This window comes from Flavobacterium sp. ASW18X (assembly GCF_005144745.1).
Classification (GTDB): Bacteria; Bacteroidota; Bacteroidia; order Flavobacteriales; family Flavobacteriaceae; genus Croceivirga.
The window spans coordinates 120292-135618 of the sequence record NZ_SWKK01000011.1 but is presented as its reverse complement, the minus strand read 5'-3'; the positions used below and the strand labels follow the sequence as shown (position 1 = coordinate 135618).

The following is a 15327-nucleotide window of genomic DNA, read 5'->3' as shown; positions in this document are numbered from 1 at the left end:
TTAAGAGTTAGATATATTTGGTTTAAAGCTGTAGCAATTGTTTAATGCATTTTAGCTTAACAAATAGTGTGCTAGTGGCTTTCTAGAATGTAATAACGATGAAACTGATTCATGATATTAGAACCACCTTTACGATTAGTTTATTGGGTTGTTTCCTTTTGAGTTGCCGGACCGAACCTACGTTGAAACCCGCTCAAGACCTTACCTTAAATGAAGGTTTTGTGAACCCTATAGGTTTTTATGACGCTACGCCTTCCTTTTCGTGGAAATTACCACAAGAAATACAAAAACAAACAGCATATCATTTGGTTGTGGCTTCTTCACCAGAACTCTTATCAGAAGACCCAGATTTGTGGGATACGGGCAAAGTCAGATTAGGTCAATCTTTATATATTTCTTATAAAGGAAAACCTTTGTTATCACGAGATAAGATGTATTGGAAAGTACGATTTTGGAATGCAGAAGACCAACCCTCAACATGGAGCGAGATTGCCCAGATGGAGCTAGGATTATTACAAAATGAAGACTGGCAAGCAAAATGGATTGGGTTGGATACCAGAAAGGATAGTATCAAAGGAAAAAGTAATATCATAATTCATACCCCGCAATACCTAAGAAAAGAATTTGAGGTCAACAAGCAACTTGTATCTGCAAAATTGTATGTGACAGCTAAAGGGGTTTTTAAAGGATTTATCAACGGTAAGACTATCAGTGAGGATGTAATGTCGCCAGGGTGGACACCCTATCAAAAACGCATAGAATCGCTCACCTATGATGTAACCGATTTGCTGAAAGAAGGGGATAATGCTATCGGGTTTCAATTGGCTTCAGGGTGGCATTTTGGACGCCTATTATGGAATAAATTGATTTGGGGGCAAAACGGTTCCCCCAAAGTGTTGAGCCAACTGGAATTGCTTTATAAAGATGGAACCAAAAAAACCATTGTTTCAGACGACAGTTGGCAAGGTACGACCAGAGGCCCTATTCGTTTTGCAGAGATATACGATGGGGAAATCTATGATGCCAATTTTCAAATGCAAGGGTGGGCCACTTCCGATTTTGAGGTAAAAGAATGGAGCAAGGTTGAAGTCGCTCCGTTGGAGAATGCTATATCCATACGACCAAAAAGGCATCATTCAGTTAGGCAAAAAACAACTTTAGATACCAAAGAAATCATCACACCGAAAGATGGTAGTGGTGTCATATTCAATCTAAAACAGAATATGTTAGGTGTGCCAAGACTTCGGGTTCCCATGAAAAAGGGAGATACCTTAAAAGTCCGTTTTTCTGAAATGTTAGATCCAGACGGTTCTTTTTATACAGATAATTACCGTTCAGCAGAATCAACCGATTATTATATAGCAGCTGAAGATGGTAGGATAGATTGGCATCCCACCTTTACCTTTCACGGCTTTCAATATGTAGAACTTAGCGGTTTTGATACCTCAAAAACCCCTAAAAAAGAATGGGTTACGGGTTTAGTTCAGTACTCCGACTTTGATAAAACTGGGTACTTTTCTTCTTCACATGATAAACTAAATCAACTTCAGAGTAATATCAATTGGGGTTTAAGGGGAAACTTTTTTGATATTCCTACTGACTGTCCCCAACGTGATGAAAGATTGGGTTGGACAGGGGATGCACAAGTAATTTCTCCGACATCCATTTTCAATAACAATGTTCATGCATTTTGGGCAAGTTGGTTGCAAACACTAAGAGAGTCTCAATATGTAGATGGAGGAATTCCTTTCGTCGCCCCAGATGTATTAGAAAATAATAAGGTTAGCTCTGGTTGGGGAGATGCAGCAGTAATAATACCATGGGATATCTACACCCGAACAGCAGATACTACTGTTCTATACGAAAATTATGAAATGATGAAGAAATGGGTTTCACATCATCAATCCATTTCAGAGAATTACATTTCTCAGATGAATTCTTTTGGTGATTGGTTACAGCCCTTTCAAGCTAAGGAGAGCAATAAACGAGGTGATACATCAAAAAAGTTGATAGGCACCGCGTTTTTTGCCCATGCCGCTCATCTTACATCAAAGGCAGCAGAAGTGTTGGGTTTGAAAGAAGAAAAAGAAGAATATCAAAAACTTTATCAAACTGTGGCTAACGCTTTTGAAAGTGAGTTTTTTGATAACGAAGGGAAAATTAAAAATGGCAAGGCTACTCAAACAGCATATTTATTGGCCCTACATTTTGATTTGTTATCGGATACTCTTACCAAAAAAGCTGAGCAACATTTGTTGCATAAGATTGAAGAAGCTGACAATCATTTGAGAACAGGATTTTTGGGTACACCTCTTTTGCCAAGAGTTTTGGATGCTATGGGTGAAACGGACTTGATGTACCAAATCTTATTAAAGGAAACTTATCCTTCATGGTTTTATTCTATAAATCAAGGTGCTACTACTATGTGGGAAAGATGGAATAGCTACAGCCGTTTAGAAGGCTATAATCCAGAATCAATGAATAGTCTAAACCATTACGCCTATGGTGCTGTTGGTGAATGGATGTATGAGCGTATTGCTGGAATAAAACCCCTTGAACCAGGTTATAAAAAAATACAGATTGCGCCCGTACCCGGTGGCGGATTGACTTCTGCGGAAGCCACTTATGACTCTCCCTATGGCGAAATTAAATCCACCTGGAAGATTGAGGGTGATACCTTTTATCACGATGCAACCGTTCCGCCGAATACGACAGCCTTGTTGTCGATTATTTCAGATAATGTACAAAGTGTTATTGTAAATGGAGCGTCTTTAAAAGACTTTAAAAATGGTCAAGTCATAGAAAATGAAGACGGCATCATAACCATTGAAGTACCATCAGGTAACTACAGCATACAAACTTTACGTTAAAACACTCAAAATGAAAATACGCAACCTAACTATTTTATTGTGGACAGTGTTGGTTTGTTTTGCTTCCTGTAAGGAAAATAAGCAAAACAACGAAACCGCCAAAGTGGAGGAACGACCACCGAATATTGTTTTTATCCTATCGGATGACCAAGCGTGGACAGATTACGGTTTCATGGGTCATGAACACATAGAGACGCCAAATCTAGACAAGTTGGCGGGAGAGAGCCTTACGTTTGAACGAGGTTATGTGCCTACTTCATTATGTTCACCTTCATTGGCATCGATTATAACGGGAGTGTATCCCCGTACGCACATGGTTTTGGGCAACGATCGGGTGCTACCGGGAGACGATAGATCTAGTCCACAACCATGGCGTTCTTCATGGAGGCCTAAAAATTATGAAGCAGTTATCAACCATTTTAATACGCTAGAGACGCTACCTAAACTATTAAAAAATAAAGGTTACCTTTCTTTTCAAACGGGAAAATGGTGGATAGGAAATTATAAAAATGGAGGTTTTGATTATGGGATGACACATGGTGACCCTAATCGTGGTGGACGCCATGGCGACTACGGACTAGAAATTGGTCGCAAGGGTATGGATACCCTTTACAATTATATAGACTTGGCTCTTGAAAAAAAGAAACCATTTTTTATGTGGTACGCTCCTTTTCTACCTCATGCCCCCCATACACCACCAGACAGTTTATTACAAAAATATCTTCCTAAAGCTCCAACACCATATGTAGCTAAATATTGGGCAATGTGCGAATGGTTCGACAAGACCTGTGGTGATTTAATGAATTATATTGAAGAAAAAGGAGAAACAGAAAATACGTTATTCGTATATGTATGTGATAATGGATGGATTCAAAATGAAGATAATTCAAGTTATGATAAAAACTCCAAGCGCTCCCCTTATGATTTTGGACTCCGAACACCAATAATGTATAAGTGGAAGGGAAAAATTAACCCACTTAGAGATAGTATCACATTAACAAGTAGTTTAGATATGGTTCCTACAGTTTTAGATTTAGTAGGCATAAGTAAACCTAAAGATTTAGATGGTATTAGTGTTTTAAACGAAAAGAAATTAAAATCTAGAAAGGCTATTTACGGTGAAATTTATGACCACGATTTTAATACAGTAGATAGTAGCTTGCAGTATAGAATGGTTATGACCAACCCATATAAATTAATTCTTCCGAATCAGGAAAATCCCCAAATTAAAAAAGAAATAGAACTCTACAATATCTACATGGATCCAAAGGAAGAAAACAACTTGGCCAACGAGCATCCAGAAGTTGTTTCTGAACTCAAAATGAAAATAGAATCTTCTTGGCTAGAGAACTAATAGCATTTTATGTTTATTTCTTCTTTTTTTAACTTAAAATTTCAGTTCAGAATTTAGGATACTAATGATTTTATTTTTCAAGTAATAATCAGATAAGTTTTATTTAAAAGGCATCTAGGCCGATGGTGTTACTCTTTTGGATGTACTACAAAAGTAATTTTCCCCTTTTAAAGAAATACTACTTCATTTCAATTCAAAATTTTTAAGCATAGTGATTACCACTAGGCTTGTAGCTGATTTCCTAAATCGTTTGTTGTGTACAATAATTAAACTCGCAAATAAGACAAATTGCAAATTCATATACTAGTGTCGTAATTAGTAAATAACATTAATTTCTGTTAATATTTAAATGATATTAAAAATTAAACAAGGATATGTTGTGAACTTGAAAATTGCTAAAGCCATTAATTACGGTCATTTTAATGTTATTTCTTGATCTGTTTATTTAACCAGTACAGTACAGTACAGGATGTAATAGAATATCCTTAATGTTATTTTTCTTAATATAAATTAACTAGCTCTTTAAGAGAAACTGTATGAAAAAAACTAAATTAAATTCTAACAAACGAAGGGTAGAAGTAGTAGTTCTTCTATTATTCTTCAATTTATTTACAGTTTGGTCACAACAGACCGTAACTGGAATTGTATCCGATTCGGATGGTCCATTGGCAGGAGCATCAGTAATTATTAAAGGAACAACCAATGGTGTGTCCACGGATTTTGACGGTAATTTTAGTGTAATCGCAAAACCGGATGATGTACTTGTAATTTCTTACATTGGTTATAATCCAAAAGAGATTAAAGTAGGTAATCAAAACCAACTAAGAATTGTTTTAGAGGCAGGTAATCAATTAGATGAAGTAGTAATTATTGGTTACGGTACACAGCGTAAATCTGATTTAACAGGATCAGTCGCTTCGGTAAGTTCCGAAGATATTACCCAGGTACCAGCCTCTCGTGTCGATCAGGTTCTGCAAGGTAGGGCTGCGGGTGTTCAAGTAACCCAAGCAAACGGCGCTCCTGGTGCAGGGACAACTATTAGAGTAAGAGGTGGTAACTCTATAACAGGTAGCAACGAACCTCTTTTTGTAGTTGATGGTATTGTGGTTGGGACCAACTTCAACTTGAACAATATAAATCCTAGCGATATTCAATCTCTTGAAATTCTAAAGGATGCTTCTTCCATTGCTATTTATGGTTCTAGAGGTGCAAACGGTGTTGTTTTGGTTACGACCAAAAGTGGTCGTGGTTCAGGAGCCTCAAAACCTGAAGTGAGTGTTAACGTATTTACAAGCATGCAAATGCTTCCTGAACTGCCCGATGTATTAACTCAAGAAGAACAGATTGCCTTTACAAATGAACATAACACTTTTAGAGGAGTGGCAATACCTTTTCCAGATGACCCATCTAGCTACCCCAATAACGATTGGGTTGATTTAACTACGGGGCCGGCTCCAATTTATAATGTAGATTTATCCGTTTCAGGGGCTTCAGAAAATGTCAATTATTACAACTCCTTCAATTATTTTAATCAAGAAGGTGTTGTAAAGACTTCTGGACTCGAAAGATTTATTTTTAGATCTAATTTAGATATCAATCTAAGTGATAAGTTGAAAACCGGATTTCGTATAAATTACTCTAGATTAAACCAAGATAATGGTCTTACTAATTTTGGTGCCAATCTCTTTGGAACCTTGCGTACACAACCTGCATTTAATGATGATGGTACTTTCAATGGATTTGATGACGTTGTAGGTGCGCCCTTCAATAATCCGCTAGCCAATTTTGAGTTGAATACCAATGAGACCTTTACCAATAACTTATTGGCAACAGCTTATTTGGAATACAAACCAGCAGCTGGTTGGATAATTCGTTCTACCTTCAGTCCAGAGTTTAATAATGTTAAGCGCAATAGATTTAATTCTAGTCAATTACCAGGTAACCTTGCTGTTGGTATTACGGATGGTGGTAATGCAAGCGTAAGAACTGTAGCTAGTGTAGGTTGGAATAATGAAAATACAATTCAATATCAAAAAGATATTGATGAAGACAATAGTTTGACTGTTTTAGGAGGAGCTTCTTTTCAAAAAGTAGAAACAGAAATTACAGAGGCAGAAGCCTTTGGTATTACAAGTGATGCCACTGGGTTTAATAATTTAGGTAATTCAGATCCCATTAGATCAGTTGTTAGTAGTGGTTTTAGTGGATTTCAGATAGCATCGTTTTTCGGCCGAATAAACTATAGCTATAAAGATAAATATCTCTTAACCTTGGTCGGTAGAACAGATGGAAGTTCGGTTTTCGCACCTGGCAATAAATATGAATTTTATCCCTCTGTCGCCGCTGCCTGGAAAATCAGTGAAGAGAATTTCATGCAAAACCAAGAAGTATTCAAAGATTTAAAACTAAGAGCTAGTTGGGGACGTTCTGGTAATCAGGCTATTGGTCCCTATAGAACATTAGGTGTTTTAACTGAAGCAAATACAACCTTAAATGGGGCTGAGGTTCCTGGTTTAACCTTGGGCAGACCTTCAAATCCAAACTTGCAATGGGAAACTACCACCTCTTTTGACCTTGCACTTGAAGCATCATTATTCGGGGGTAGAATCTTTACCGAATTCAATTATTATTATAAAGAGACCAACGACCTGTTGTTGGATGTTACCATTCCAAGACAAACGGGTTTTACAAGTCAATTGCAAAACGTTGGTGCTCTTAAAAACAAGGGCTGGGAACTATTGTTGAATTCCACGAATATATCTAACGAAGATTTTAGTTGGAACTCTACCTTAACCTTAGCTAGTAATAAGAATGAAATATTAGATTTAGGCGGTCAAGAATTCATTGACCTTGTTGTAGATCCTATCATAGGTTCGGGTAATACACGATTAATTGTTGGTGAATCGGTTCCTGTTTTCACAGGAGTAAATTATTTAGGTACTTGGAAAAGTCAGGAAGAAATTGATGCTTCTGGCTTATCATCACAAGTTGTTGGTGGACCAAGATTTGAAGATTTAAATGGAGATGGAATTATTTCGACTGAAGACAATGTGGTTCTAGGTAGCCCTTTTCCAGATTTGATTTTTGGTCTCGAAAACTCATTCTCGTATAAGAATCTTGATTTTTCATTTTTCTTTCAAGGTACTACGGGTAATGAGGTGTTCAACCTAAGAATGCGAAATCACTATTTTAATCGCGGAGAAACGGTAAAGTTTGGTGATTTACGAGACCGATGGACTCCTGACAATCCAACTTCCAATATACCAAGAGCAGGGGCGGACTCCGTGACAAATACACCAATAAATTCTGAATACGTGGAAGATGGCTCACACATACGTCTTAAAGCAGTGCGCTTGGCCTATAATTTTCCAACTGAAAAAATAGGCTTGGATGGTGTAAAGAATGCACAGGTTTATTTATCTGGAACTAACTTGTTATTATTCTCTAAAACTCGTTTAATAGAGCCTGAGGCTAATAGCTTTAATGAAGGGAACAATCAATTTGGTAATATAGCACTAGGATTCTTAAATGCGAATTATCCCAACCCAAGAGTTATTACATTAGGTCTAAACGTAACTTTTTAAAAAATAGATATGAAAACAAAAAAATTATATATACTTATACTCATAATCTTCACTTGTATTGGTTGTGAAGATTTCTTGGAAGAAGACCCAAGAGCAATCATTGCTCCAGAAAGCTTCTTTGCTTCGGATAATGATGCGCGACAAGCTGTGCAGGGTACTTATGCCATTTTAAAGAATAATTCTATTTATGGTCAGGTGGGCCTTGACCATTTTTATGATAATGGTGCTGATATCATAGAGCCAAACCGCCCTGCAAATTTTGTACAGCCCATTGGCGATTACAGTTTAGACGAGGCATTGGCCGATGTATCTGTTCAAAAAATGAGTGTTTCCGATACATGGAAAGACCTGTATAGAGTTGTATTTAATTCAAACTTCATTATTGATCGAGTAACGGATAATGAGTCTATAACGGAAGACGTACGTACAGAGGTTATCGCAGAATGTAGATTTTTGCGAGCATTAGCCTATTGGCATATTACCAATCTTTGGGGTAATGCACCGTATTATACCGAGGCTTTAACGCTTGACGAAGTAAGGGTTTTAGGCAGAACAGATGAAAACATCATCATTGACGGTATAATTGAAGATTTGCAATTTGCACAAGCAATTTTACCGTCAGCATATGCAGATGACCAAAGAGGTCGTGCTTCAAGATGGGCAGCTGCCATTATCGAAGCAAAAATATATATGAAACAGCAAGACTGGCAAGCAGGATTGACTAAATGCCTTGAGATTATCAACCAATCACCACATATGTTATTACCGACTTATGAAGAGGTATTTGACCCGTTAAATGAATATAATGCTGAAATTATATGGTCTTTAGATTTTGCGCGAGATATCACTGGGCAATTTGATCCGGCATTTCCAGGTGCAGCTTTTGCAGGTAATAGTAATTGGAGACCCAGTATGTTCAACCCTCGCTTAAGGGACGAACCTGCTAATTCGGACGAAAGAGGTGCTTTGGGTGATGCATTAAGGGCAAGAGGCGAGGCTTTTAACGGTACGGGCTTACAAGTAGCGGCAAAAGATTTTGCTGAAAAATTTCCATTAAATGATTTAAGAAGACCTTTGAACATTGTTAATAATTATTTGGGCTTTGAATTAAACTTTCCTTACATGGCTAAATTCTGGAATTTGGATCTTGCAACATCACCACGATTCAACCATGAGGACAATAGAATGGTATTTCGTTTAGCGGATGTGTATTTGATGGCTGCAGAATGTGAAAATGAATTGAATGGTCCAGCAAATGCTTTTCAATATTTAAATCCAATTCGCCAAAGAGCTTATGAAACTGAAGAAGAATGGGATTTAACAGGATTAGATCAACAGGGCTTTAGAGAGGCTATTTATGATGAGCGTAAATGGGAGTTGGCTGGTGAGGCCCACAGAAGATATGATTTAATTAGATGGGGAATTTTGTTTGACGTTATGGAAAATATTGAATACAGGTTTTGGAACCCTGCCCAGAATATTAAACCATGGCACGTGTTGTTACCTATACCATTGCAAGAATTGGAGCAGAACCCCGCTTTGTTGGAGTCAGACCCAACAAATAATGGATATCGTTAAAATGGCAGTATTTTTTGTTTTTAGTTATAGTTCAGTTTAGTTAGAAGAGGGCAAATTTATTTTGCCCTTTTCATTTTAATACAGGATGCTACGGGATAATCTTGTTAGTTCATATTTTTATTTTTCATCGTTTTTACTTTAACATTATGAAGAAGAATATAATTTTCTTTTTAGGTTCGATTTTAATTACCCTTTTTACGCATAGTCAAGTAGACCAAACCGCTGATGATAATGCCTCTGAAGTAGATTTTAAAGTTTCAAATCTGCTTAATAAAATGACGCTTGAGGAAAAAATTGCAGAAATGACCCAAGACGCACCAGCTAATGAGCGTTTAGGTATTCCGTACATGAAGTATGCAGAAGCATTACATGGAATGTGGCTAGTTCTAGATTATTATGGTAATACAACAGTTTATCCCCAAGCTATTGCTGCTGGTTCTACTTGGGAACCTAAGCTAATTAAAAAAATGGCTTCCCAAACAGCATTAGAGGCGCGTGCTTTAGGTGTTACGCACTGTTATTCCCCTAATTTAGATGTAATATCTGGTGATCCTAGATATGGCAGAGTAGAAGAATCTTACGCCGAAGACCCTTATCTGGTGTCTAGAATGGGCGTTGCATTTATAGAGGGTTTGCAAGGTACTGGTGATGAGCAATTTGATGAGAATCATGTTATAGCTACCGCCAAACATTTTATTGGCTATCCTGAAAACCGACGTGGTATTAACGGTGGTTTTAGTGATATGTCAGAGCGACGTTTACGCGAAGTGTATTTACCACCTTTCGAAGCAGCAATAAAGGAAGCTAAAGTAGGTTCCGTGATGCCGGGTCATCAAGATTATAATGGAGTACCAAATCATATGAATACCTGGTTGCTTAAAGATATTTTACGAGATGAATTAGGTTTCGACGGTTTTATAGTTTCAGACAATAATGATGTTGCACGTTTAGAAACGATGCACTTTATTTCTGAATCAAGAGCCGAGTCAGCTATCTTAGGACTAAAAGCCGGTGTTGATATGGATTTGGTCATTGGCAAGAGTATTGACCTTTCATCGTATCATTCAAATGTATTACTGGATACGCTAACAAAGAACCCTGAATTGGTAAAGTATATCGATAAAGCAACATCACGTATTCTCACCGCAAAATATAAATTAGGGTTGTTTGATACGGAACCCAAAAAGATTGACCCGAAAACTGTTGATGTTGGTAAAAAAGAACATCAAGATTTTGCCTATGAAATGGCACAAAAGGCCATCATCTTATTAAAAAATGAAAACAATCTATTGCCTTTAGATAAGTCAAAGATTTCTTCACTCGCAGTTATAGGACCGAATGCTACCGAAGAAAGGCCTGAGAAAGGCACTTATTCTCTATTGGGCGGTTATTCTGGACTACCACCCTATTATGTCTCTGCATTGGAGGGTATTCAAAAGAAGGTTGGGGATGACATCAAAATTAATTATGCCAAAGGCTGTGACTTATTGAGTAATTCTAAAGATGGTTTTACAGAAGCTATTACAGCCGCTAAAAAATCTGATGCCGTGGTTTTAGTGGTTGGAGGGTCACGCAAAACGGGTGGCGAAGGTGTAGATCGTTCTGATTTGGATTTGTATGGTGTACAAAATGAGTTAGTCGAAGCTATACATAAAACAGGTAAACCAATTATAGTGGTTTTAATAAATGGTAGGCCATTGACCATTAATTATATTGCGGAGAATATTCCATCCATTCTAGAAACTTGGTATTTAGGTATGCACTCGGGTGATGCTATAGCTGATGCTTTGTTTGGTGATGTAAATCCTGGAGGTAAATTAACAGTTTCTTTTCCGCGTTCTGTTGGTCAATTACCTGTTACATACCTTGAAAGACCAGACTTTGTTGGTTCAGGAAAAGGTTTATATAAAGACAATGATAAATCACCTCTTTTTCCATTTGGATTTGGTCTTAGTTATACCACTTTCGATATCAGTGAACCCATCTTAGCTCAAAAAACCATTTCAAATACCGACAGTACCAAAGTTTCAGTAACAATTACTAATACTGGAAAAGTTGCAGGAGATGAAGTTATACAAATGTATATAAGGGACGATTTTGCATCCGTCGGCAGGTACATTAAACTTTTAAAGGGTTTTGAACGCGTAGCTTTAGCTCCGGGAGAAACAAAAACTATTAGTTTTAATTTAGGTTTTAATGAATTAGCACTACTAGATGCAAATTTAACCAAAGTGGTTGAACCCGGTACGTTTACAATTTATGTAGGAAGCTCTTCACTTAACAAGGATTTAAAATCAGTAAAATTAATAGTTAAGTAATAGCATCATCTTACACTTGCCTTATCATTTACTAAATCTAGCCATTAAAAACAGAACTGAAATGCAAAACTTAGACTCCTTAGACTGGATAGTAATTTGCTGTTATTTTATTTTACTATTAGCAGTGGCCTGGTGGGTCATTAAACAAAGACAGAAAGATACTCAAGACTATTTTTTAGCAGGTAGAAACTTAGGATGGTTTGTTGTAGGTGCTTCCATATTTGCTTCAAATATTGGATCAGAACACGTTGTTGGTCTTGCAGGAAATGGAGCTGGAGACAAAATGCCATTACTTATTTATGAACTACATGCTTGGATTGTATTAATGTTAGGATGGGTTTTTATTCCATTCTATGTTAGAAGTGGCGTTTTTACAATGCCAGAATTTTTAGAGAAACGTTTCGATGCTCGGTCAAGATGGGTCTTGTCTGTGGTATCTATCATCGCTTATATTCTCACAAAAGTGTCAGTTACCATTTATGCTGGCGGTGTAGTAGTTTCTTCATTAATGGGTATTCCATTTTGGATTGGGGCGGTTGCTACGGTGGTATTAACTGGTCTTTACACTGTCTTAGGAGGTATGCGGGCAGTTGTATACACAGAGACAATTCAAGCAATTGTTCTGGTCATAGGTGCAGGTATTCTTACCTATTTGGGGTTATCTGAAATTGGAGGGTGGTCCAACTTAAAAGCCACTGTCGGTACAGAATATTTTAATATGTGGAGGCCAAACACGGATCCAGATTACCCTTGGTTACCCTTATTTATTACAAGCACAATTGTTGGTATTTGGTATTGGTGTACTGATCAGGTTATTGTTCAACGGGTACTTACTGCAAAAAATATCAAAGAAGCACGTAGAGGAAGTATTTTCGGAGCATTATTAAAGTTAATGCCAGTATTCTTGTTTTTAATTCCTGGAGTAGTTGCTTTAGGATTAAAAATGCAAGGAAAATTAGATTGGAGCAGCCCAGATGAGGCTTTTCCGGTTTTAATGAGTAGTATTCTACCATCTGGATTAAGAGGTTTAGTGGCTGCTGGTTTATTGGCAGCCTTAATGAGTTCCTTGGCTTCGGTATTTAATTCTTGCTCTACTTTATTTACGTTAGATATTTATAAAAAACTAAAACCCAATAAACCAGAAGAAAGTCTGGTAAAAACAGGCCGTATAGCCACTTTTATTGTTGTAGGTTTAGGATTATTGTGGATACCTATTATTACAAAACTTTCTAGTGGACTGTATGAGTATTTACAGAATGTTCAGGCCTATATATCACCTCCGATTGCAGCAGTTTTCCTTCTCGGAATATTTTACAAGAGAATTAATGCTAATGGTGCTATTGCTACATTAATTGCAGGATTCGCAATAGGGTTTTCTAAATTAACATTAGAAATTGTAAAGGATAGTTTTGCTAAGGAGTCTGTAATATATGTTATAGCAGATATTAATTGGTTGGTGTTCGGGGCTTACTTTTTTATGATTTGTGTATTAATATGCGTAGCGGTAAGTTTACTCTATACGAAACCCTCAGAAAAGAAAATTGAAGGTCTTACCTTTACCAGCGTGACTAGCGAACAAAAAGCTATAACTAGGGCAAGTTATAATTGGAAAGATATTGTTATAACCATAATAACCATATTGATAGTGGTTTACATAATGATAGCTTTTAGTAAGTTAACACTGTAAATCAAGAAGTTGACTAAAATTTTCTTCTAATAATTTCACTGGGTTTAAATCCGATTCGATGAGCCTGGACCTCAATTTCAGTGTTCTTTTCTACAGAAAAGGGTCCAGAATAAACGGACCAACTTTCAGAGACCTTTCCATCGTTTATCAGTTTATATCCTATCGAAGCTCCCTCGGTAGCACAATTGACACTTACCAGATTGTCTTTTTTAATCAAGACAGGATTGGCTGTTAACGGCTGGGCCTCAGCACTATTCCATAACTGATTGAGAAGCTCTTTTTCAGGTAAGTTGGGTTGGTCGCCAATTTCAGCTATCCAGCGGTCCATTTCGGTCTGGAGTTCTTTGAGCCTCGTGGCATATTTTGGGTCATTGGCCAAATTATGGAGCTCATGCGGGTCATTTACACAATCAAATAATTCTTCAGGGTCCTTTGTTTTTCGGAACCATTGCATTTGTATGCTATCCAGCTCGCCAGTATCCCGTAATCGCAATAGCTCTTGCATGGTTGGTATTTGTTCGCGATAATCTATGGGCAGGTAGTAGCCTTGCTCCGGACGATAATTTCTGATGTATTTGAACCTCTTATCACGCACGGCACGGATTGCATCGGTATACCCGTCAAAGCGGTCCGCGGCCGCGTGAATGTATTTCCGTTCTTCTTCTGTCTTAAATTCACCCAGAAAGGCTTGACCTTGTAAATATTCTGGTGGATTGCTTCCAGTAAGGGAAAGCAAGGTTGGCGCAAAATCAACGAAACTGACCAATTGTTCATCGACGGTTCCTGCTTTCCATTTGTTGGGGAAACGCACAATCATAGGCGTATTCAATCCAGAATCATAGATCAATCTTTTTTGTCTTGGCAAGGGCCCGCCATGGTCCCCGTAAAAGAAAATGATTGTATTATCCAAAAGTCCATCATCTTCCAATTGTTTTAACACGGCCCCAACTTGTCGGTCCATTTCGGCAATATTGTTGTAGAGTTTCCACATGTCCCTTCTAACTATTTCCGTATCCGGAAGGTAAGGGGGAATATCAAAATCGGTATCCTTAGGCAGGTGTTTTGGGGTTTCGTCCTCGGTCATCTTACCGGGCTTCCATGTGAAATCTCTCTCACCGGAATGATGATGTCGCTCTTCTATGTACCTATGGCCATAAGGTTCAAAAAGGCCTGATTCGTGGGTATCCGTAAAATTCATTACGGCAAAAAAAGGTTGTTCATTTTTACGATTGCGCCAGTGCGCATAGGGGCTACTGTCATCCCAGGCCGTCATGGGTTCTTTAAACTGATAATCGGTTTTATAGTTGTTGGTGCAGTAATAGCCTTTGCCACGTAAAAGTTCACTGATCATTTTTACCTCTGGTGGCGGTACCGCCCCGTATTTTGGTAAGCCGGTGACCTCGGTGTATGAAGTAGTTCGCATATGATTGGCACCTATGCCTGAAGGATACATTCCAGTGGCAATAGCGGCCCTACTAGGTGCACAAACGCCGGAAGTGGAAAATAGGTTAGGATAAATCACTCCTTCTTTTGCCAAACGGCTGAGGTTTGGTGTAGCAATGGTAGAATCGCCAAACATGGGTAAATACGCGCCCATATCTTCAGTAACTAAACATAGAATATTGGGTTTTTTAGGTAACTCAACTTCTTTTATTTTACTACTGTTTTTTTCACCTGTTTCATTTTTACAACCAATAATGGTCATTATTAAGGTAATGAACAAACCTGTTCTTATTTTAATGTTTATTGCTGAGTCAATCATAATTTAAGCTTATGTAATCAATGGACCATCACAATATTACAAGCTCAAACGTAAATTAATATCCTGTGCTGTTACGTGTAATTTTTTATTTACTTAACAGGGTTTAGAATAAAGCTTATCCTCAGGATAGAACAGGATGGGATTGCCACACCTTAAAATTAAGTTTGATTTTAT

At 37.6% G+C, this 15327-nt stretch carries 7 protein-coding genes; 6 read left to right on the top strand and 1 reads right to left on the bottom strand.

Translation table 11 applies throughout. The features are described from left to right. The first annotated feature begins 98 nt into the window (after positions 1 to 98). The 6 genes from FBT53_RS08685 (at position 99) to FBT53_RS08660 (ending at position 13391) form a co-directional block, all read left to right on the top strand. On the top strand, positions 99 to 2870 hold the full coding sequence (locus FBT53_RS08685) for a family 78 glycoside hydrolase catalytic domain (RefSeq protein ID WP_136950785.1): 2772 nt from the start codon (positions 99 to 101) through the stop codon (positions 2868 to 2870). Between the two features lie 10 nt (positions 2871 to 2880). Beyond that, positions 2881 to 4224: a sulfatase gene (locus FBT53_RS08680; protein ID WP_136950784.1), complete on the top strand. Its 1344-nt coding sequence runs from the start codon at positions 2881 to 2883 to the stop codon at positions 4222 to 4224. A gap of 536 nt (positions 4225 to 4760) precedes the next feature. Then, positions 4761 to 7808, top strand: coding sequence for a TonB-dependent receptor (locus tag FBT53_RS08675; protein WP_136950783.1), 3048 nt, complete (start codon positions 4761 to 4763; stop codon positions 7806 to 7808). A 9-nt stretch (positions 7809 to 7817) separates the two neighbouring features. Further along, positions 7818 to 9386 (top strand): RagB/SusD family nutrient uptake outer membrane protein, encoded by a 1569-nt coding sequence (locus FBT53_RS08670; RefSeq protein WP_136950782.1) that lies wholly within the window; start codon positions 7818 to 7820, stop codon positions 9384 to 9386. Positions 9387 to 9532: 146 nt separating this feature from the next. Then, positions 9533 to 11704 carry a beta-xylosidase gene (locus FBT53_RS08665; RefSeq protein ID WP_136950781.1) on the top strand — a complete coding sequence of 724 codons (2172 nt, stop codon included), beginning with the start codon at positions 9533 to 9535 and terminating at the stop codon, positions 11702 to 11704. Positions 11705 to 11765: 61 nt separating this feature from the next. After that, a complete protein-coding gene (locus FBT53_RS08660; RefSeq protein ID WP_136950780.1) occupies positions 11766 to 13391 on the top strand; it encodes a sodium:solute symporter in 1626 nt (541 codons plus the stop codon). A 13-nt stretch (positions 13392 to 13404) separates the two neighbouring features. On the opposite strand, the gene FBT53_RS08655 is transcribed toward FBT53_RS08660, so the two are convergent. Next, the gene (locus FBT53_RS08655) at positions 13405 to 15153 is read right to left on the bottom strand and encodes a sulfatase-like hydrolase/transferase (RefSeq protein ID WP_240729796.1); all 1749 of its coding nucleotides are present in this window, start codon (positions 15151 to 15153) and stop codon (positions 13405 to 13407) included. Positions 15154 to 15327 lie beyond the last annotated feature (174 nt).

Coding starts and splice junctions, on each gene's coding strand:
- FBT53_RS08675 (WP_136950783.1), top strand. CDS start 4,761: ATGAAAAAAACTAAATTAAATTCTAACAAACGAAGGGTAGAAGTAGTA.
- FBT53_RS08670 (WP_136950782.1), top strand. CDS start 7,818: ATGAAAACAAAAAAATTATATATACTTATACTCATAATCTTCACTTGT.
- FBT53_RS08655 (WP_240729796.1), bottom strand. CDS start 15,153: ATGATTGACTCAGCAATAAACATTAAAATAAGAACAGGTTTGTTCATT.
- FBT53_RS08660 (WP_136950780.1), top strand. CDS start 11,766: ATGCAAAACTTAGACTCCTTAGACTGGATAGTAATTTGCTGTTATTTT.
- FBT53_RS08665 (WP_136950781.1), top strand. CDS start 9,533: ATGAAGAAGAATATAATTTTCTTTTTAGGTTCGATTTTAATTACCCTT.
- FBT53_RS08680 (WP_136950784.1), top strand. CDS start 2,881: ATGAAAATACGCAACCTAACTATTTTATTGTGGACAGTGTTGGTTTGT.
- FBT53_RS08685 (WP_136950785.1), top strand. CDS start 99: ATGAAACTGATTCATGATATTAGAACCACCTTTACGATTAGTTTATTG.